This is a genomic window from Micromonospora sp. NPDC050686 (genome assembly GCF_040654475.1).
Classification (GTDB): domain Bacteria; phylum Actinomycetota; class Actinomycetes; order Mycobacteriales; family Micromonosporaceae; genus Micromonospora.
On sequence record NZ_JBFAID010000002.1, the window covers coordinates 224597 to 243817 of the forward strand.

18 protein-coding genes are annotated in these 19221 nt (G+C 73.2%); 7 read left to right on the forward strand and 11 right to left on the reverse strand.

Annotated features, from left to right (window positions below):
• Positions 1 to 99: 99 nt before the first annotated feature.
• Entirely contained in the window at positions 100 to 438 is a 339-nt protein-coding gene (locus tag AB0H57_RS03210; protein ID WP_357502106.1) for a co-chaperone GroES, read from the reverse strand.
• A 109-nt stretch (positions 439 to 547) separates the two neighbouring features.
• On the opposite strand from AB0H57_RS03210, the gene AB0H57_RS03215 reads away from it, so the two are divergent.
• The gene (locus AB0H57_RS03215) at positions 548 to 1894 is read left to right on the forward strand and encodes an AI-2E family transporter (protein ID WP_357502308.1); all 1347 of its coding nucleotides are present in this window, start codon (positions 548 to 550) and stop codon (positions 1892 to 1894) included.
• Between the two features lie 47 nt (positions 1895 to 1941).
• On the opposite strand, the gene AB0H57_RS03220 is transcribed toward AB0H57_RS03215, so the two are convergent.
• Positions 1942 to 4086, reverse strand: a complete 2145-nt coding sequence (locus AB0H57_RS03220) for an ATP-dependent DNA helicase (protein ID WP_357502108.1) — start codon at positions 4084 to 4086, stop codon at positions 1942 to 1944.
• Between the two features lie 139 nt (positions 4087 to 4225).
• Between AB0H57_RS03220 and AB0H57_RS03225 the strand changes: the two genes are divergently transcribed.
• Positions 4226 to 4729, forward strand: a complete 504-nt coding sequence (locus AB0H57_RS03225; protein WP_357502110.1) for a DUF402 domain-containing protein — start codon at positions 4226 to 4228, stop codon at positions 4727 to 4729.
• Positions 4730 to 4741: 12 nt separating this feature from the next.
• Here AB0H57_RS03225 and sigJ read toward each other — a convergent pair whose 3' ends face one another.
• A complete protein-coding gene (gene sigJ / locus AB0H57_RS03230; protein WP_357502111.1) occupies positions 4742 to 5695 on the reverse strand; it encodes an RNA polymerase sigma factor SigJ in 954 nt (317 codons plus the stop codon).
• A gap of 129 nt (positions 5696 to 5824) precedes the next feature.
• On the opposite strand from sigJ, the gene AB0H57_RS03235 reads away from it, so the two are divergent.
• The 3 genes from AB0H57_RS03235 (at position 5825) to AB0H57_RS03245 (ending at position 8583) form a co-directional block, all read left to right on the forward strand.
• Positions 5825 to 6820: a PPK2 family polyphosphate kinase gene (locus tag AB0H57_RS03235; RefSeq protein ID WP_357502113.1), complete on the forward strand. Its 996-nt coding sequence runs from the start codon at positions 5825 to 5827 to the stop codon at positions 6818 to 6820.
• 121 nt (positions 6821 to 6941) lie between these two features.
• The gene (locus AB0H57_RS03240; RefSeq protein WP_357502115.1) at positions 6942 to 7568 is read left to right on the forward strand and encodes a DUF47 family protein; all 627 of its coding nucleotides are present in this window, start codon (positions 6942 to 6944) and stop codon (positions 7566 to 7568) included.
• Between the two features lie 10 nt (positions 7569 to 7578).
• Entirely contained in the window at positions 7579 to 8583 is a 1005-nt protein-coding gene (locus AB0H57_RS03245; protein ID WP_357502310.1) for an inorganic phosphate transporter, read from the forward strand.
• 55 nt (positions 8584 to 8638) lie between these two features.
• On the opposite strand, the gene AB0H57_RS03250 is transcribed toward AB0H57_RS03245, so the two are convergent.
• Positions 8639 to 9607 (reverse strand): Gfo/Idh/MocA family oxidoreductase, encoded by a 969-nt coding sequence (locus AB0H57_RS03250; protein WP_357502117.1) that lies wholly within the window; start codon positions 9605 to 9607, stop codon positions 8639 to 8641.
• A 92-nt stretch (positions 9608 to 9699) separates the two neighbouring features.
• On the opposite strand from AB0H57_RS03250, the gene AB0H57_RS03255 reads away from it, so the two are divergent.
• Positions 9700 to 10533, forward strand: a complete 834-nt coding sequence (locus AB0H57_RS03255; RefSeq protein ID WP_357502119.1) for an NUDIX hydrolase — start codon at positions 9700 to 9702, stop codon at positions 10531 to 10533.
• Positions 10534 to 10610: 77 nt separating this feature from the next.
• Here AB0H57_RS03255 and pstB read toward each other — a convergent pair whose 3' ends face one another.
• The 7 genes from pstB to AB0H57_RS03290 all read right to left on the reverse strand — a co-directional run bounded on the left by pstB (position 10611) and on the right by AB0H57_RS03290 (position 17893).
• Complete coding sequence (pstB, locus tag AB0H57_RS03260) at positions 10611 to 11387, reverse strand: phosphate ABC transporter ATP-binding protein PstB (RefSeq protein ID WP_357502121.1); 777 nt, start codon at positions 11385 to 11387, stop codon at positions 10611 to 10613.
• Positions 11388 to 11404: 17 nt separating this feature from the next.
• Positions 11405 to 12493, reverse strand: coding sequence for a phosphate ABC transporter permease PstA (gene pstA, locus AB0H57_RS03265; protein WP_357502123.1), 1089 nt, complete (start codon positions 12491 to 12493; stop codon positions 11405 to 11407).
• Positions 12494 to 12551: 58 nt separating this feature from the next.
• Entirely contained in the window at positions 12552 to 13643 is a 1092-nt protein-coding gene (gene pstC / locus AB0H57_RS03270; RefSeq protein WP_357502124.1) for a phosphate ABC transporter permease subunit PstC, read from the reverse strand.
• A 39-nt stretch (positions 13644 to 13682) separates the two neighbouring features.
• Positions 13683 to 14780 carry a phosphate ABC transporter substrate-binding protein PstS gene (gene pstS, locus AB0H57_RS03275; protein WP_357502126.1) on the reverse strand — a complete coding sequence of 366 codons (1098 nt, stop codon included), beginning with the start codon at positions 14778 to 14780 and terminating at the stop codon, positions 13683 to 13685.
• A 285-nt stretch (positions 14781 to 15065) separates the two neighbouring features.
• On the reverse strand, positions 15066 to 15989 hold the full coding sequence (gene mshD, locus AB0H57_RS03280; RefSeq protein WP_357502128.1) for a mycothiol synthase: 924 nt from the start codon (positions 15987 to 15989) through the stop codon (positions 15066 to 15068).
• A gap of 128 nt (positions 15990 to 16117) precedes the next feature.
• Positions 16118 to 17002, reverse strand: coding sequence for a polysaccharide deacetylase family protein (locus tag AB0H57_RS03285; protein ID WP_357502130.1), 885 nt, complete (start codon positions 17000 to 17002; stop codon positions 16118 to 16120).
• A gap of 177 nt (positions 17003 to 17179) precedes the next feature.
• Entirely contained in the window at positions 17180 to 17893 is a 714-nt protein-coding gene (locus tag AB0H57_RS03290) for a response regulator transcription factor (RefSeq protein ID WP_357502132.1), read from the reverse strand.
• A gap of 252 nt (positions 17894 to 18145) precedes the next feature.
• Here AB0H57_RS03290 and AB0H57_RS03295 point away from each other — a divergent pair, with 252 nt between their 5' ends.
• A complete protein-coding gene (locus AB0H57_RS03295) occupies positions 18146 to 19204 on the forward strand; it encodes a hypothetical protein (protein ID WP_357502134.1) in 1059 nt (352 codons plus the stop codon).
• The last annotated feature ends 17 nt before the right edge of the window (positions 19205 to 19221 follow it).

Sequence of the window (19221 nt, forward strand, 5' to 3'; positions counted from 1 at the left end):
GCGGACATGCCTGGCTTCCCGCCTCGCCGCGGCGCAAACGACACCGGGAACGGCGGGCACGCCGGGGGCCTCGGCTCTACCGCCCGTGGGAAACCCGGCCTACAGGTACAGGCCGGTCGCGTCCGGCTCGACCCGCTCGGCGGCCACCGCGTGCACGTCCCGCTCGCGCAGCAGCACGTAGCCCCGGCCGTGCAGCTCGACCTCCGAGCGGTCGTCCGGGTCGAAGAGCACCCGGTCGCCGGAGACGATCGAGCGGACGTTCGGGCCGACTCCCACCGCGGTGGCCCAGGCCAGCCGCTTCCCGACGGCGGCGGTCGCCGGGATGACGATCCCCGCGGTGGAGCGGCGCTCGCCCTCGCTGCCCTCCGTCTTCACCAGCACCCGGTCGTGCAGCAGGCGGATCGGCAGGCCGGCGTCGAGATTCTGGTCGCTGGTCACGCCGCAGACGGTACCGGGTGCCCCGGGACGGGTGCGCCGGTGGTTACGGAGGATGACGGTTGGGCAATGTGTGGCGGATCTACCCTACGGTGACGCTGTCGGACGTACCCTGTGCGGACCGCGCCGTGCGGGCCGCCGTCGTTGCCAGGAGGTGCGCTTGAGCCGCTTCGAGCGGATACGCGGACGGCTGCGCCGTGCGTACGAGAACGGCCGGAGTTCGGCGCGCGAGGCCCGGGCCCACCCGGCGGACGTGCCGGAGGAGGCGCACCTGGCCTCGCCGTCCTCGCCCGGACCGGCGGCGGCGCCGTCCGCGGTGGTGGTCGGCGCGGAGCCGCCCGCCGCTATGCACAACTCCACCTCCAGCCGGGACGACGCGGACGTCCCGCACGGGCTGCGGATCGCCGCCGCCTGGTCGTGGCGGCTGATCGTCATCGGGGTGGTTGCCTGGGCGCTGCTCAAGATCGTCGGCACGATCAAGGTGGTGATGATCCCGCTGGCCGTCGCGCTGCTGCTCTCCGCGCTGCTCGCGCCGGCGGTGGGCTGGCTGCTCCGGGCGCGCTTCCCGCGCTCGGCGGCGACCGCGGTGGTGCTGGTCGGCGGCCTGGCCGCGGTGGTCGCCACGATGACCCTGGTGGTGAACGAGTTCATCCAGGGTGTGCCCGAGCTGAGCGCGAAGTCGTCGCAGGGCGTCCGGCAGATCCAGGACTGGCTGAAGACCGGCCCGCTGCACCTGTCGGACAGCCAGCTCACCCGGTACATCGACGAGGCGCAGAACTGGATCAACGGCAACAGCGCCAAGTTCACCAGCGGCGCGCTGAGCACCGCGGCCACCCTGGCGGAGGTGCTCACCGGCACCATCCTGGTGCTCTTCGCCACCTTCTTCTTCCTGCGGGACGGCAACCGGATCTGGCGGTTCCTGGTCGGGCTGCTGCCGTTGGCGGCCCGGTGGAAGGTCGACGACGCGGGCCGGGCCTCCTGGGCCACCCTCGGCGCCTACGTCCGGGCCACCGTGCTGGTCGCCTTCATCGACGCCGTGGGCATCGGCGTCTTCCTGGTCATCTTCGACATCCCGTTCGCCTTCCCGCTGGCCGCACTGGTCTTCCTCGGCGCGTTCATCCCGATCGTCGGCGCCACGCTCTCCGGCGTGGTGGCGGTGCTCGTCGCCCTGGTGGACAGCGGTCCGTACATCGCCCTGGTGATCCTCGGCGTGGTGATCGGTGTGCAGCAGGTGGAGGGGCACGTGCTCCAGCCGCTGATCATGGGCCGGGCGGTGGCCATCCACCCGCTCGCCGTGATCATCGGCATCGCGGCCGGCGTGGTGCTGGCCGGGATCACCGGCGCGGTGGTCGCGGTGCCGCTGATCGCCGTGCTCAACACGGCCGTCCGCCGGCTGGCCGCCCGGTCGGTGCCGGAAACCCCACCGGACGCCGTGGTGGTCGCCTCCCAGGCGCCCTGACCGTTCCGTGCCCGGCCCCGTTCCCGCTCGCCGGGAGCGGGGCCGCGTCAGGACCTGCCGAGGCGCTCCAGGGCGCCGCGGGCCACCTCCGGGCGGGTGGTGTACCAGAACGGGGGCAGCGACCGGCGCAGGAACGGGCCGTACCCGCGGGCCGTCTCCAGCCGGGAGTCCAGCACCGCCACCACGCCCCGGTCCCCGGTGGCCCGGATCAGCCGGCCCACCCCCTGCGCCAGCCGGACCGCGGCGATCGGCACGCTCACCGCCGCGAAGCCCGAGCCGCCGGTCGCGTCCACGGCCGCCGCCCGGGCCGCGGCGAGCGGCTCGTCGGGGCGGGGGAAGGGCAGCCGGTCGATCACCACGAGCTGGCAGGCGTCGCCGGGCACGTCCACCCCCTGCCAGAGCGACATCACCCCGAACAGGCAGCTGGCGCGCTCCTCGCGGAACCTGCGGACCAGCAACGGCAGCGCTTCCTCCCCCTGGAGCAGCACCGGCAGGTCGGTCCGCGCCCGCACCAGCTCCGCCGCCTGCTGCGCGGCCCGCCGGGAGGAGAACAGCCCGAGGGTACGGCCACCGAGTGCGCCGATCAGCCCGAGCAGCTCCTCACCGGCCGCCGTGGGCAGGCCCGACACGCTGGGGCGGGGCAGGTGCGCGGCGACGTAGAGGATGCCCTGCCGGGCGTAGTCGAACGGGGAGCCGACGTCCAGTGAGGACCAGCCCGGCCCCTCGGTGGCCGGGACGGTGCCGGTGGCGGCCCGGCTGCCCGGCGCGGCGGCCACCGGGGCCTGCGCCGCCGCGTCGCCGCGCGCCGTGCTGGCGGCCAGCGCGGCGGCGGCCGGCGACGGCGGGGCCGGAACGGGGGCGTCCAGCCCGAGCGCCCGGGCCACCGTGTCGAAGCGGCCACCCAGCGCCAGCGTGGCCGAGGTGGCGACGACGGTGCGCTCGTCGTACAGATGGGTGGCGAGGGTGCCGGCGACCGAGAGTGGCGCGACCACCAGCGCCCGGCGACTGCCGTTCTCCGGCTTCTCGACCCAGGCCACGTCGTGCTCGGCCTCCTCCAGCAGCCGCTGCGCCGTGGTGGAGAGCTCGTCCAGCACGGCCTTGGTCTGCTGCTTGCGGACCGGGTCCGGATCGTCCGACTTCACCTCGCCGATCGCGTCCAGCCCGGCCCGGGTGGCGGCGTCGAGCAGCGTGCACGCCTCCCGCAGCGGGACCGGCAGCCCGGTGGTGAGCCGCCCGGCCGGCGCCTCCGCCAGACCCACGGCGAGCGCGTCGCCGGCCTCGGTCAGCCGTTCGGCGACGTCCGGCTTGAGCAGCGGCCGGGCCCGCCGGGCCGCCCGGTCGATCAGCTCGGGCACCAGCTCGGCCTGCGCGGCCGAGGAGACCCGGTCGGCCAGCTCGTGCGCCTCGTCCACGATCAGCAGCTTGTGCGGCGGCACGATGTGCCGGCCGGCGAGCATGTCCACCGCCAGCAGGCTGTGGTTGGTCACCACGATGTCGGCCTCCCGGGCCCGGGCCCTTGAGGCCTCCGCGAAGCACTCCTGGCCGAACGGGCAGCGGGTCGCCCCGACGCACTCCCGGGCCGGCATGGAGACCATCCGCCAGGCCTGGTCGTCGACGCCCGGGTCCAGTTCGTCGCGGTCGCCGGTGTCGGTCTCCTCCGCCCAGTCCCGCAGCCGCTGGATCTGCTTGCCGACCCGGCCGGCCTCGCCGAGCCACTTCGTGCCGCCGCCGGAGCCGGGCGCGTCGAAGAGGGCGTCCTCCGGCTCCTCCTCCGTGGAGTTGTCCAGCCGGGCCAGGCAGAGGTAATGGTGCCGGCCCTTGAGCACCGCGAAGGTGGGCCGCCGGCCGAGCAGCGGCTCCACCGCGTCGGCCAGCCGGGGCAGGTCGTGGTCGACCAGCTGGGACTGCAGGGCCAGGGTGGCGGTGGAGACCACCACCGGGCCGTCCACGGTCAGCGCCGGCGCCAGGTAGGCCAGCGACTTGCCGGTGCCGGTGCCGGCCTGCACCAACAGGTGCTCACGGCTGGCGATGCTGTGCTCGATCGCGACGGTCATCTGCTGCTGACCGGGACGGGTCGCGCCGCCGGGCACCGCGCCGACCGCGGCGGTGAGCAGCTCCGTCGCGCCGGGCCGGGAGCCCCGGCGCCGGGCTCGGGGCGAAACGGGGCCGGTGGCGGTGCGGGGCGCGGTCACCGTGCGACGGTACCCGCCGAGGGCGACACCGCCGGCCGCCCCCGCCCGCGTGGCGCCGTCACCGTACGGAATCGCACCCGCGCTGTCCGGTTACTTTCGTCGCAGCGTTGGTTGGGCGATATCGGTTAGGGTGCGACTCATGCCGAGCGACGTGGTCCGTGTGATCTACCGCAAGTACGACGGCAGCGCCCACCGCGACTACCCGGCCCGCCGGCTCACCGAGGACGATCTCGGTGTCTGGCTCGGCGTGCCGACCGGCACCGAGTCCGTCTACCATGGCCGCCCCTCGGTCGAGCAGATCCCGTTCGTGCTGCTGGTGCCGCACCACGGCTGGTGGACGGGGATGTTCAACCCGCCGCCGCGGACCAGCGAGGTCTACTGCGACATCGCCACCCCGGCCCGCTGGGAGGGCGACACCGTCCACCTGGTCGACCTCGACCTGGACGTGGTGCGCCGGCGGGGGACCGGCCTGGTCGAGCTGCGCGACGAGGACGAGTTCGCCGATCACCGGGAGCGCTTCGGCTACCCGGACGACGTGGTCGCCGAGGCGCGGGCGGCGGCCCGGTGGCTGCTCACCGCGCTCGGCGACGGCACCGAGCCGTTCGCCACGTCGTACCGGAAGTGGCTGGCCCTGGTGGTCTGACCCGGCGCCCGGTCAGCGGCCCGGCGGCCAGCCGGCCTCCTGGGGGAGCGCGGGCACGGCGGTGAGTTTCTCGGGGTTGAGCTGGTTGAAGATGCCGGTGATCCGGCCGTCGGCCACCGCGAAGGTGGTGACCACCCGGATCAGCTGGCCGGCCCGGTCGAGGGTCTCCAGCTGCAGGCCGAGCGTCCCGTCCACCAGCACGGCGCGGGCCTTCACCCGCCCGCCGTAGCGCCCGGCCTGGCCGAAGAGGCCGAGGGTGAACCGGCCGACCGCCTCGGCCCCGGTGACCGGGCGGCGGGCCGCCGGGAAGTGGCCGCCGCTGTCCCCGATCAGCACCACGTCCGGGGCCAGCACCTGGACCAGCGCGGCCAGGTCGCCGGACTCGGTGGCGGCGACGAACGCGGCCATCACCCGCTGCTGCTCGGCGAGGTCGGCGGTGTGCCGGGGCGCGTCCGCGGCGGTGACCGCCCGACGGGCCCGCGAGGCGAGCTGCCGGGCCGCCTCCGGGGTGGTCTCCAGCGCCTCGGCGATCCGGGCGAACGGAACGGCGAACACGTCGTGCAGCACGAACGCCACCCGCTGCTCCGGGGTGAGCCGCTCCAGCACCACCAGCAGCGCGGTGCCCACCTGGTCGCGGCGGACCGCGCGTTCCGCCGGGTCCGGCGCGAAGCCGTCGGCGGCCGGGGCGAACGGGGCCACCAGCGGCTCGGGCAACCACTGCCCCGGGTACGTCTCCCGGCGCACCCGGGCGGAGCGCAGCACGTCCAGGCAGATCCGGGCGCAGGTGGTGGTGAGCCAGGCGCCGAGGTGCCGGATCTCGGCGCGGGCGGCCGGGTCCCCGAGCGCCGACGAGTAGCGCAGCCAGGTTTCCTGGACGGCGTCCTCAGCCTCGCTCCGGCTGCCCAGCATCCGGTACGCCACCGAGGTCAGCCGTCCTCGCTCGGCCTCGAACTCCGTCGCCGACATGCCGCCTCCCGCGCAGATTGTCCCCACCCACCGGACGCACCGTAGCCCCCGAACCTGACACGGAGGCGTCCCGGCGGGGCGGCGTCCGCTCGGGAGGCGAGGGCCGACGCCGTGGGTGAAGATCGGGGGATGGGCGTTGATGACGTGACGGAGATCGTTCCGCCCGAGGGCGGGACGATGCGCGAGCTGCTGCGGGTCGGATCGGACGGCGGCGGGGTGGACCTCGGGGCGATCGATCCCCGGTCCACGCCCGGCCTGCCTGCGGCGGCGGGCGCCGGGGGCGCGCGCAAGGCGTGGGCCCGGCAACAGGTCCAGGCGACCGGCGCCGAGCTGGGCCGGCAACAGGAGATGTTGTTCGCCGCCGCGAAGGCCGCCCAGCCGGGCGCGGCGACCTCCGTGCCGACCACCGGCGGGCCGGACCTGGGCGCGGACCGGCCCCGCCGGGTGCTGCTGGTCCTGCAGGCCATGGACTGCGGCGGCAAGGACGGCACGATCAAACGGGTGGCCGGCGCGATGAACCCACTCGGCCTGCACATCCGCTCCTTCGGCCCGCCCACCGCAGAGGAGTTGCGGCACGACTTCCTGTGGCGGATCCGGCGGGCCCTGCCGCCGCCCGGGTACGTCGGGATCTTCAACCGGTCGCACTACGAGGACGTGCTGGTCGCCCGGGTGGACGGGCTGGTGCCGGAGGCCACCTGGCGGTCCCGGTACGACGAGATCAACGCCTTCGAGCGGGAGCTGACCGAGGGTGGGGTGACCCTGGTCAAGGTGCTGCTGCACATCTCCCGGGCCGAGCAGGGTGAACGGCTGCTGGAACGGCTGACCGAGCCGCGCAAGTACTGGAAGTACAACCCGGGCGACATCGACGCCCGGTCGCGCTGGGACGACTACCAGGCCGCGTACGCCGAGGCGCTGGCGCGGTGCGGCTTGGCCGGGGCGCCGTGGTTCGTGGTGCCGGCGGACCGCAAGTGGTACCGGGACTGGGCCGTGGCCCACCTGCTGCGGGAGACGTTCGCCACGCTGGATCTGGGGTATCCGCCCGCGGACTTCGACGTGGCGGCGGAACGGGCGCGTTTGCGTGGACTCCGGCCGGGTGAAGGTGAACGGCGGGTGAACGAGGCATGAATCCCGCCTGACCAGGGGTGGGCCGGTCAAGGACCGGTCCTGGCGTTTTCTAGCATTCCCCCGGCAGGCACCCCCGGTGGCCGCGCGCCACCCCTACCACCAAGACGACGAGGTCCGTGCTGTGAAGTTTTCCTTCCGCCCTACCGAGGGCGCCTTCTACGAGCTCTTCACCAGGGCCGCACAGAACCTGGTAAGGGGCACCGAACTGCTCAACGAGCTGGGGCTGCCCGGCGCGGACGTGCAGTCGGTGAGCGAGCGGCTGACCGAGGTCGAGCACGACAGCGACCAGATCACCCACGAGCTCTACAAAAAGATCAACTCTACCTTCATCACGCCGTTCGACCGGGAGGACATCTACCGGCTGGGCTCGCTGCTCGACGACGTGATGGACCACCTGGAGGCGGTCGGCAACCTGCTCTACCTGTACGGGCTGACCAAGCTGCCCTCGCTGCCCCGCGAGATGCACGAGCTGGTGAACGTGCTGGACCAGCAGGCCAAGCTGACCGCCGAGGCGATGCCCCGGCTGAAGTCGATGAAGGATCTCGAGGACTACTGGATCGAGTGCAACCGGCTCGAGAACGACGGCGACCGGGTGTACCGGATGCTGCTGGTCCGGCTCTTCTCCGGCGAGTACGACGCGCTCACCGTGCTGAAGATGAAGGAGGTCGCCGACGAACTGGAGGCCGCCTGCGACGCCTTCGAGCACGTCGCCAACACCGTCGAGACCATCGCGGTCAAGGAGTCCTGAGCCGGTGACTCTGACACCCGAACTCATCGCCGTGCTGGCGGTGATCGCGGTGGCCCTGGCGTTCGACTACACCAACGGCTTCCACGACGCCGCCAACGCGATCGCGACCAGCGTCTCCACCCGGGCGCTGACGCCCCGGATCGCCCTCGGGCTCGCCGCGGTCGGCAACTTCGTCGGCGCCCACTTCGGCGCCGGCGTGGCCAAGACCGTCGGCGACGGCCTGGTCACCCTCCCCACCGGCGTGGGCAGCCTCGGGGTGGTCTTCGCCGGGGTGCTCGGCGCCATCGCCTGGAACCTGATCACCTGGTACTTCGGCCTGCCGTCGTCGTCCTCGCACGCGCTCTTCGGCGGCCTGGTCGGGGCGACCCTGCTCTCCACCGGCGGCATCGTGCAGTGGGTCACCATCGGCGAGAAGGTCATCCTGCCGATGATCCTGTCGCCGATCGTCGGCCTGGCCCTCGGCTACCTGGTGATGCTGGCCATCCTCTGGCTGTTCCGCAACGGCCAGCCCGGCAAGCTCAACCGCGGCTTCCGCTGGGCGCAGACCGCCTCGGCGGCGGCCATGTCGGTCGGCCACGGCATGCAGGACGCTGCGAAGACGATGGGCATCGTGGTCCTGGCGCTGTACACCGGCGGCTTCCAGAACGACAAGACGCACATCCCCGGCTGGGTGTTCTGGACCTCGGCGACCATGCTGGCCCTGGGCACGTACGCCGGTGGCTGGCGGATCATCCGGACCCTGGGCCGGAAGATCATCGACCTCGGGCCGCCGGAGGGCTTCGCCGCCGAGACGGTGGCCAGCGCCGTGCTCTACTTCAACGCGCTGGTGCTGAAGGCCCCGATCTCCACCACCCACACGATCACCTCGGCGATCATGGGCGTGGGCGCGACCAAGCGGCTCTCCGCCGTGCGCTGGAACGTCGCCGGCAACATCGTGATCGCCTGGATCATCACGTTCCCGGCCGCCGCGCTGATCGCCTGCCTGGCCTACCTGCTGGTCCGCCCCCTGTTCTGAGGCGTCAGGCGGGGGCCCTGGTTGACACACGGGTGTTAACCAGGGCCCCCGCCTTTCACAGGTAGTCGACGCCGACGAGGGCGCGGACGTCGTCCAGCAGGCCCATCACCTCGAGGGTGGCCGCGTGCGGCACCAGCGGGCTCTCCAGCAGTCCGTCGGCCAGGCAGCGCTGCACCTCGGCCGCCTCGTACTGGTAGCCGCCACCCTCCAGCGCGACCTCGATGGTCTCCGGGGCGGCCTCGGCCCGGTGCACGGTGACCGAGCCGGGCCGGAAGAACGGCTCGGCCAGCTCGATCCGCCCGGCGCTGCCGGTGATCGAGGCGACCAGCGGGGTGGCCCCGATCATCCCGCAGCTCAGCGTGGCGACCGCGCCCGAGTCGTAGCCGAGGACCATGCCGGTGTTCTCGTCCACCCCCTCGGGGCCGATCTTCGCCCAGGCGCGGAGGTGCTGCGGCACGCCGAGCAGCAGGTGGGCCAGGCTGACCGGATAGACCCCCAGGTCGAGCAGGGCGCCACCGCCCAGCGTTCGGGCCCGCATCCGGTGCTCCGGCGGGAACGGCCCGGCCACGCCGAAGTCCGCCCGCACGCTCGTCACCGCGCCGATCGCGCCCTTCTCGATCAGCTCGACCACCGTGCGGATGGCGGGGTTGGTCCGCATCCACATGGCCTCCATCAGGAACAGGCCCCGCTCCCGGGCCGTCTCGACCAGCTCCCGGCTGCTGGCCAGGTCGAGGGTGAGCGGCTTCTCCACCAGCACCGCCTTGCCGCCGGCCAGGCAGGCCATGGTCGCCTCGTGGTGCGCGGAGTGCGGAGTCGCCACGTAGATGACGTCCACGTCCGGGTCCGCCGCCAGTTCCGTCCAGGAGGCGTACGCCCGGGGCACGCCGTGCCGGGTGGCGAACAGGTCGGCGCTCTGCCGGGTCCGCGAACCGACCGCGACCAGCTCGGCCCCCGGCACCAGCCGCAGGTCCTCGGCGAAACGGGCGGCGATGTGCCCGGTGGCCAGAATTCCCCAACGCGTCATGCCGGCACGCTAGCCCAGCGGGTCCGACGGCCGGAAAGTTGATCCACGGGTCGGGAACCGGACCTGGCCACGGCGTGACCTAGGCTCGCGGAATGACAATCGACAGCCACGGTTTCCCGCCCCCGCCCGGCCTGGTCGAGAACGCCCGCCGGTTCTATGCCGAGGGTGGCACGCCGGCCGTCCCCCGGGTGGCGGCGACCGTCATGCTGCTCCGTCCCGCCGGCGACGACTTCGAGGCGTACGTCATCCGCCGGGTCGCCGGGATGGCCTTCGGCGGGGTGTACGCCTTCCCCGGCGGCGGGGTGGACCGCTCCGACTCGCAGGCGCACCTGGACTGGGCCGGCCCGCAACCGGCGTCCTGGGGCGAGCGCCTGTCGCTGTCGCCGGACGCCGCGCAGGCGGTGGTCTGCGCCGCCGCCCGGGAGGTCTTCGAGGAGGCCGGCGTGCTGCTGGCCGGGCCGGACGCGGCGACCGTGGTGGGCGACGTCAGCGACGACGACTGGGAGCGGGCCCGGGAGGACCTGGTGGCCCACCGGCTGGGCTTCGCCGACCTGCTCGCCGGGCGGCGGCTGACGCTCCGGTCGGACCTGCTGCTGCCGTGGAGCCGGTGGATCACGCCGGAGTTCGAGCCGCGCCGCTTCGACACGTACTTCTTCGTGGCACTGCTGCCCGAGGGACAGCGGACCCGGGACGTCTCCGGCGAGGCCGACCACACCATGTGGATCCGGCCGGCGGACGCCCTGGCCCGGGCGCAGGCCGGCGAGATCAGCATGCTGCCGCCGACCGTGTTCAACCTGGCGGAGGTGGCCGCCGCCGGGAACCTGGCCGGGCTGACCCGCGCGGCGGCCACCCGCGACCTCGCCAGCCCGGTCACCCCCCGGGTCGAGTTCCCCGACGGTGCCGCCCCCCGCTTCGTCGTGCGGTGAGCGCCGCCGGGGTCTGGCGGGCGTTAGGAGGGGCCCCCGCTTAACGCATCCCGGAGGAAGGGGCCCCGCCTAACACCTCAGCCGAAGCGGCCGGTGATGTAGTCCTCGGTCTTCTTCTGGCTCGGGTTGCTGAAGATCTTCTGCGTGTTGTCGTACTCGATGAGGCGGCCGGGGTCACCGGTCTTCTCGATCGAGAAGAACGCGGTGCGGTCGGAGACGCGGGCGGCCTGCTGCATGTTGTGCGTGACGATGATGATGGTGAACTTGTCCTTGAGCTGGAACATCAGGTCCTCGATGGCCAGCGTCGAGATCGGGTCCAGCGCCGAGCACGGCTCGTCCATCAGCACCACCTGCGGCTCGACCGCGATCGTCCGGGCGATGCAGAGCCGCTGCTGCTGGCCGCCGGAGAGGCCGGCGCCCGGCTTGCCCAGCCGGTCCTTCACCTCGTCCCAGAGGTTCGCCGAGCGCAGCGCCTTCTCGGCCGCCTCCTCCAGGATCGACTTGCGCTTCAAACCGTTGAGCCGCAGGCCGGCCACCACGTTCTCGAAGATGCTCATGGTGGGGAACGGGTTGGGGCGTTGGAAGACCATGCCGATGGTGCGGCGGACGGCGGTGACGTCCACGTCGCGGTCGTAGATGTTCTGCCCGTCGATGGTCAGGCTGCCCTCGACCCGGGCACCCGGGAGCACCTCGTGCATCCGGTTGATCGACCGCAGGAAGGTCGACTTGCCGCAGCCGGAGGGGCCGATCAGGGCGGTCACGGTCTTCGGTTCGACGGTCAGGTTGATGTCCTCGATCGCCTTGAAGTTGCCGTAGTAGGCGGTGACGTTCGTGGCGTCGATGCGCTTGGCCATGGTGGTACCTCCGGGGTTCATCGGCCGAGCCGGTTGCGACGGGCCAGCAGCTTCGCGGCGATCGTCAGGATCAACACGAGGGCGACCAGGGTGAGTGCCGCCGTCCAGGCCCGCGCCGGCGCGTACCTCGACGCGTCACCGGCCTGCTGGTAGACGTAGAGGGCCAGCGACGACTGGTTGTTCTCGAACGGGTTGAAGTTGATCGCGGCGCCGCCGCCGGCGACCAGCAGCACCGGGGCGGTCTCGCCGGCGGCGCGGGCCACGGCGAGCATCACGCCGGTGACGATGCCGGGCAGCGCCGTCGGCAGCACCACCCGCAGGATGGTCTTCCACTTCGCCACACCCAGGGCGTACGCGCCCTCGCGCAGCGGCGCGGGCACCAGGCGCAGCATCTCCTCGGTGGAGCGGACGACGGTGGGCAGCATCAGCACCGCCAGCGCCAGCGCCGCGGCGAAGCCGGAGAAGCCGGGCCGGCCGTCGTTGAACACCGGCGAGACGATCAGCACCCAGAACGCCAGCACGAACAGGCCGGAGACGATCGACGGGATGCCGGTCATCACGTCGACGAAGAACCGGATCGTGAAGGCGAACCGACCACGGCCGTACTCGACGACGTAGATGGCGCAGAGGATGCCGAGCGGGACGGTGATCAGGGTGGCGATCCCGACCTGTTCCAGCGTGCCGATGATCGCGTGGTACGCGCCGCCCTGCGGGTCCCGGGCCCCGATGTTGTTCATCGAGGTGCCGAAGAAGTTGCCGTCGAGGCGCTCGACGCCCTTGCTCACCAGGGTCCAGACCACCGAGGCGAGGGGCAGCACGGCCAGCACGAAGGCCGAGTGGATCAGGGCACTCCAGGCCCGGTTGCGAGCCGACCGGCGTCCCTCCACTCTGGTCGCGGCCGTGTAGAGCCCGGCCAGGTAGAGCAGGGCACCGACGACCACCACCAGCACCGGGCCGCCGACGCCGGTGCCGAGCACCAGCGCGGCGGCGACGAGCAGGGCGACCACGGCGATGGCCGGCGAGGCGTACGCGGGCAGCCGCCTCGCCTTCAGCGTCGCCGGCTGCGCCGGCGGCCGGGAGCGGCGCGGGTTGAGGGTGGTGGTCATGCGGTGCTTCCTCCAGTTCGCGACTGCGGGGCTCGCAAACCCGGCTCACTCCTCGCGCTCACGCGGCGGACTCCGTGAACTCGCGGCGGCGGTAGATGATCGCCCGGGCCGTGATGTTGACGATCAACGTGATGGTGAAGAGCACCAGGCCGGAGGCGATCAGTGCGCCCCGTCCGGTCGCGTTCGCCTCGCCGAACGCGTTGGCGATGTTCGCGGCGATGGTGTTGCCACCGTTGGAGATCAGGTTGACCGAGATGCCGAAGGTGATGCCGAGGGTCATCGCCAGCGCGATGGTCTCGCCGAGGGCCCGGCCGAGGCCGAGCATCACCGCGGCGATGATGCCGGGCTTGCCGTACGGGAGCACCGCGGTGCGCAGCATCTCCCAGCGGGTGGCGCCGAGCGCGAGCGCGGCCTCCTCGTTCATGGTGGGGGTCTGCAGGAACACCTCGCGGGAGAGCGAGGTGATGATCGGCAGCACCATGATCGCCAGCACCAGCGAACCGAGCATGATCGAGCGGCCGAAGGGACCGTCACCGCCGAAGAGCGGGATCCAGCCGAAGTACTCGTTGAGCCAGGCCGAGAAATCCCGTACCGGGTTGACGAAGACGTCCCGCCCCCACAGGCCGAACACGACGCTGGGCACCGCGGCCAGCAGGTCGATCAGGAAGCCCAGGGCGGTGCCGACCCGGCGGGGCGCGTAGTGGGAGAGGTAGAGCGCGATGCCGAGTGCCACCGGCACCGCGATGAGCAGCGCCAGCGCGGCGCTGAGCACGGTGCCGAAGGCGAGCGTGCCGATGCCGAACTTCGGCTGCGACTCGTTGGGGGACCAGCCCTCGTAGGTCCAGAAGTTCTCGGTGTTCGCGCGCAGCGCCGGAACGGCCTTGGCGATCAGGAAGACCGCGATCGCCGCGATGATGACCAGTACGGCGGTGCCGGCGGCCAGGGCGAGGGCGCGGAACGCCCGTTCCGCGCCGAACGCCCGGGCCCGGGGCAGCCCGCCGCCGCCGCCCATTCCGTTCCCATCCGGGATGCGGGTGCTGACTGGCGCCTCGGCCACACGCGCCGAGGCACCGGCGGGCCACTCGTGACCTTCAGTCACGGAGTTCCCGCCGGTGCCGGCGTGTGCCGAGCGCTGAGGGGTTTCACCCATCTGCTCGCTCGCTTAGTTGAGAAGGTGGTGTCGCTTCGGTCAGGAGAGGTTCTTGACCGCGGCCTCGACCTTGGTACGCACCGAGTCCGGCAGCGGGGCGTAGCCCAGCTCGGTCAGTTCCGACTGGCCCTGGCTGCTGGCCGCGTGCCCCAGCAGGCCCTTGACCAGCGGCAGCTTGTCGGCGGCGAGGCCCTTGTCGCAGACGATCTCGTAGGTCACCAGGACGATCGGGTACGCCCCGGCCTCCTTGGTGTTGTAGTCGATCTTCATCTTCAGGTCGTCGCCCTGGCCCTCGACCTCGGCGCTGGCGATGGTCTTACCGGCCGACTCGGCGGTCAGCTCGGCGAACTCGCCGTTGCCGTTGCCGATCTTGGCCTTGCTCAGACCGGAGTTCTCGGCGTACGACCACTCCATGTAGCCGATGGTGCCCTCGGCGCCCTTGACCGCGCTGGCCACGCCGTCCGAGCCCTTGGCGCCGGTGCCGCCCGGGGCCTTCCACGCCTTGGCCTTGCCGAAGGTCCAGTCCGCCTCGGCGGTCTTGGACAGGAAGTTGGTGAAGTTGTCGGTGGTGCCCGACTCGTCCGAGCGGTGCACCGTCTGGATCACGCTCGACGGCAGCTTGGCGTCCGGGTTGTCGGCCTTGATCGCCGCGTCGTCCCACTTGGTCACCTTGCCGGCGAAGATCTTCGCCAGGGTGGCCGGCTTGAGCTGGAGGTTGTCCACGCCGCCGAGGTTGTAGGCGACCGCGACCGGGCCGATCACCATCGGCAGGTGGATGGCCTTGCCGCCGTTGCACTTGGCGTCGGCCTGCGGCTGCTCCTCCTCCTTGAGGGCGGAGTCGGAGCCGGCGAAGTCGGCGGTCCCGGCGATGAACGCCTGGATGCCGGCACCCGAGCCCGAGGGCTCGTAGTTGATCGTCGTCCCGGAGCACTGCTGCTGGTACGCCTTGATCCATTCGGCCATGGCGTTCTTCTGGGCGGAGGAGCCCTGCGCGTTCAGGGTGCCGGAGGCGCAGTCGGCGGCGGAGCCGGAAGCCGAGGGGCCGGCCGACTCGTTGTTGTCCGAGCCGCAAGCACTGAGACCGAGCACCGCTGCGAGAGCGAGGCAGGCGATGGCGCCCTGCCGCTGGAGCTTCACCTGAGGGGTTTCCCTTCACGTCTTTGATCAGGTCACCCGGACCGTGGCCGGGTACCGGTGCGCTGACCGGCTGACACGAAAGGTAGGAGGGCCAGGTGGACGGTTCGCCGGTCGGAAGTGAACGACGGATGAACAAGCCCGGCCGCCGTGGTGGCCGTTGCCTGAGGGCCGGCTGTCTTCCGAGTTAACGGCGGCCGAGTTATCCACATTTATCGGATATGCCAGGTGGTCCGTTACCGCGCGGAGGTCGCCGCGTGACCGCGCTGTGACCGCCTGGCCGGGGGCTCAGCCCAGGTGGTAGTTGACGTGCGCGGACCAGCGGGCGAACCCGAGCCGCTCGTACAGCGCCACGGCGGCGCTGTTCGACTCGTCCACGTAGAGCATCACCCGGCCCAGGGACCGCCGGTCGCGCAGGTACGCCAGCCCGGCCGTGGTCAGCGCCCGGCCCAGCCCGCCGCCGTGCGCCGCCGGGTCCACCCCGAGCACGTACACCTCGCCGATCCGGGCCGAGCCGGGGCGCTCGTGCACCTTCGTCCAGTGGAAGCCGAGCAGCCGGCCGGTCGACTCCTCCGCCGCGAGCAGGAAGCCGGCCGGGTCGAACCACGGCTCGGCCAGCCGGAGTCGCAGGTCGTCGGCGGTCCACCGGCCCTGCTCGGGGTGCTCCGCGAAGGCCCGCGCGTTCAGCGCCAGCCAGGCCTCGTCGTCGGCCCCGGGCCGGAAGGCGCGCAGCGTGACCCCCGCGGGCAGCCGCGGCTCGGCCAGCGGGGCGGTCAGCGGGCGGCGCAGCTGCCAGAGCACCCGGGCCCGGGTGAAACCAAGGTCGACCGCGAGCGCCGCGGCGGACGGATGGTCGCCGTGCGCCCAGGCGCGCAGCGATCCGGCGGCCACGGCCAGCACCCCGCGGGCCAGCGCCCGGCCGGCGCCCCGCCGCCGGTACGCCGGGTGCACGACCAGCTCGACGCCGATGCCTTCGGGGTCGCTGGTGTCCAGGTGGGCGTAGCCGGTGAGCGTGCCGTCGGTGGCGCGGGCGGTGAGGTGCACCGCCGCGGCCTCCGGGTCGCGCAGCCGCAGCAGCACGTGCTCGTCGAGCGGGTCGGCGCCGTCGGCGTCACCGGCCACCCGGGCCAGCGCCAGGATCTCGGCCGTCTCGTCGGGGCTCAGCCGCTCGGCCCGGGTCACCTCGTCGATCGTCGCCTCGGCGTTGCTCACCCCGTCACCGTAGTCGCCGAGGACCGGCCGGCCCACCCGTACCGGTGAGCCGGCCGGAGGCCGCCCGGCACGGTGCGCCCGGCCGAAAGCGGGCCGACGCCGCCGACGGCCGGCCGGCGAGCCCGGGCTCAGGTGGCGCCGGTGGGCAGCGCCTCGAGCTGGAACCGGTACCGCAGCTCGGGCAGCAGGGTGTGCAACGCCTCGACGGTGCCGCGCCGGTCGCCGCCGGCGTCGTGCAGCAGCACGATGGCGCCCGGTCCGGTGCCGGCCAGCACCGAGTCCACGATCCGGGTGCTGCCCGGCGCCTGCCAGTCGGCCGGGTCGACCGTCCAGTGCAGCGGGGTCAGGCCGAGCCCCTCGGCGACCGACACCAGCTGGTAGCTCCAGTTGCCGCCGGGCTGGCGGTAGTAGGCGACGTGCGCGTCCGGCACGGCCGCCCGGATCGCGTCGTTGGTGTGCAGCAGGTCGGCGCGGATCTGGTCGGGCGAGCGGGTGCCGAGCTGGATGTCGTGACTCCAGCTGTGGTTGCAGAGGGTGTGCCCGTCGGCGACGATCGCCTGGATCAGGTCCGGGTGGTCCTGCGCGTTCTGGCCGACGACGCAGAAGGTCGCCTTCACCTGGTACGCGCGGAGCAGGTCCAGCACCTGCGGGGTCCACTGCGGGTCCGGACCGTCGTCGAAGGTGAGGGCGACCTCGGGGGAGCCGGTGCTGATCCGGCTGCCGAACGGCCCGTCCCCGTCCGCGGCGGGGCTGTCCGCCGGGCCCGGGGTCCGCGCCGGCGCGCTGCGGGTGGCCTCCGGCGGCGTACGGCCGCCGGGCGTGCCCGGCCGGGTGGCGCCATCCTCGGCGGGCTGCTCGGCGTAGTGCGGGGACGCCACGCTCGCGCCCACCCCGGTGTCCTGGCGTGGCGGTTCCGGCACCATGCCGCGGCCGAGCGCGTACGCCGAGCCGAGCAGCGCCGCCACGACCAGGCTGGCCACCACCACGCCGCGGCCGGTCGTCCCCGCCGGCATCAGCTGTCCCGCCTCGACGGGGCCCGGCACGCTCGCGCCGTCGCCCCCGTGGTCACCGTGCGCACCGCTGCCCCTTCCGCCGCCCGACCAGGCAGTCAGAATAGAACCGGCATCACGTTCAAAACGGGCTTACGGGAAATAGTCCACCGAGCGGTGCGATCGGGGAAGCGCGGCCGGTCAGACCGGGATCGGCGCCGGCTCCGACTCCGGCAGCGACCGCGACGGCGGTACGACGAACTTGTAGCCGACCTGCCGCACCGTGCCGATCATCGACTCGTACTCGGAGCCGAGCTTGGCCCGCAGTCGCCGCACGTGCACGTCCACGGTCCGGGTGCCGCCGAAGTAGTCGTACCCCCAGACCTCGCGCAGCAGTTGGTCGCGGGTGAACACCCGGCCCGGGTGCTGGGCCAGGAACTTCAGCAGCTCGAACTCCTTGTAGGTGAGGTCGAGCGGGCGGCCCTTCAGCTTTGCGGCGTACGTGTCGGGGTCGATCATCAGCTCACCGGCCCGGACCGATCCGCCGGCGCCGGCCGTCGCGTTGCTCAGCCGGCCGACCGCCAGCCGCAGCCGGGCCTCCACCTCGGCGGGCCCGGCGCCGGCGAGGATGACGTCGTCGACGCCCCAGTCGGCGTTGAGCGCGATCAGGCCCGCCTCGGTCACCACGGCGACCAGCGGCACCCCGAGCCCGGTGGCGTGCAGCACGCGGCAGGTCGCCCGGGCCTCGCTCAGCTCGGAGCGGGCGTCCACCAGGACCGCGTCCGGGCTCGGGCCGGAGACCAGCGTCCGGACGTCCCGGGGCGCGGTACGCACCGAGTGGGGCAGCAGGTCGAGTGCCGGCAGCACCGCGGACGGCTCGCCTGCGCGTGCGGTCACCAACAGCAGGAGCTCCACACGATCACCTCCGTCCCGGCGGCCCTCGGGCCGCGCGCGACCAGCGGCGGCCTGGGGGCCGCCCGCTGAGAACTTCGTGGGTCCCGGCGTCGATGACGGGGCGGGTGTAACGGGTTGAGCCTAACGGATGGCTCGGAGGCCACCTTGGCGGTCCTTACCCTTTGCCCGAGATGCCCCTCCCGGCGGGCCGAGTTTTAACGTTGCCGAAACCGTGGCCTCCGCGGCGGCCCGTCGGTCTGGCACGATCGGGTCGTGTATCCCTCCTCCGCCTCGTCCGAGACCGGCCGCGACCCGTGGGCCGACGGCCCCCGACCGGCGCCAGCCGGTCCGACCCGCGGCTACCCCCCGGAGCCGCGTACCGGCCCGGCCGCCGAGGAGACCGGTGAGCGGCGGCAGCGGGGCCCCCGCCGGGCCCGCCGCGGCGGCGAGCCGCCCCGACGCGCCGACGACGAGCCGGCCGAGCCGGCCGAGGAGGAGGCCGTCGAGCCGGTGCCGGTGAACCGGCCGCTGGCGCTGACCGTGGCCGGCTTCGCCGCGCTGCTCGGCGTCGGCCTGGTGCTCGGCGCGCAGACGGCCGGCCCCGGGCACCGGCTGCCCTTCGCGGGCATCATCCTCGGCGTCCAGCTGCTCTACGTGCTCGCCTGGACGATGGCCATGCGCCCGCCCGCGCTGCTGGTGGTCGCGCTGGTCAGCACGGCCGCCGCGGTGGCCGCGGACGCCGCCGCCGTACGCTCCGACATCGCCGCGCTGGCCCCACTGGGGTACGTGGCCGCCGGCGGCTTCCTGCTCGGGGTGCTGGGCCAACTGGTCCGGCGGGTGGACCGGGCCCGGGTGACCGAGTCGCTCGGCGCCACCCTGCTGATCGTGGTCGGGGTGGTGGCCTTCGCCACCCTCGTCGTGCTGAGCCGGATCCCGGCCGGCACCCAGGCGATCACCGTCTGTCTCACCGCGGCCGGCGTCGCGCTGACCGTCGCCCGGCTGACCGACGCCGTGGCGCCCTGGCCGCGGCTCGCCCCGCAGGTGCCCAGGGGGGCGGCCGGCGTGGTCGCCGGGGCGATGGTCGGCACGCTGGTCAGCGCGGTGCTCGGCAGCTACCTGGTCGGGTTCACGCCGACCAGCGGGGCGTTGATCGGCGTGGTCACCGCGGCCACCGCCGTCCTCGCCGACCTGGCCGTCGGGTACGCCGAGGCGGGCCGCCTGATGGCCGGCGAGCCGCCGACGATGTGGGTCGCCCGGCACCTGCAGGGGCCGCTCGGCGGCTTCGCCCTCGCCGCCCCGGCGGCGTACGCGATGTGCACGCTGTTCCTCTGACGCGGTTGAATCCCTTT

Bases quoted from the DNA above. Each gene is read 5' to 3' on its own strand.
- AB0H57_RS03235 (WP_357502113.1), top strand. From the start codon at position 5,825: ATGGGCGTTGATGACGTGACGGAGATCGTTCCGCCCGAGGGCGGGACG.
- AB0H57_RS03285 (WP_357502130.1), bottom strand. From the start codon at position 17,002: ATGCCGGCGGGGACGACCGGCCGCGGCGTGGTGGTGGCCAGCCTGGTC.
- pstC (WP_357502124.1), bottom strand. From the start codon at position 13,643: ATGGGTGAAACCCCTCAGCGCTCGGCACACGCCGGCACCGGCGGGAAC.
- pstA (WP_357502123.1), bottom strand. From the start codon at position 12,493: ATGACCACCACCCTCAACCCGCGCCGCTCCCGGCCGCCGGCGCAGCCG.
- AB0H57_RS03255 (WP_357502119.1), top strand. From the start codon at position 9,700: ATGACAATCGACAGCCACGGTTTCCCGCCCCCGCCCGGCCTGGTCGAG.
- AB0H57_RS03250 (WP_357502117.1), bottom strand. From the start codon at position 9,607: ATGACGCGTTGGGGAATTCTGGCCACCGGGCACATCGCCGCCCGTTTC.
- pstB (WP_357502121.1), bottom strand. From the start codon at position 11,387: ATGGCCAAGCGCATCGACGCCACGAACGTCACCGCCTACTACGGCAAC.
- AB0H57_RS03225 (WP_357502110.1), top strand. From the start codon at position 4,226: ATGCCGAGCGACGTGGTCCGTGTGATCTACCGCAAGTACGACGGCAGC.
- sigJ (WP_357502111.1), bottom strand. From the start codon at position 5,695: ATGTCGGCGACGGAGTTCGAGGCCGAGCGAGGACGGCTGACCTCGGTG.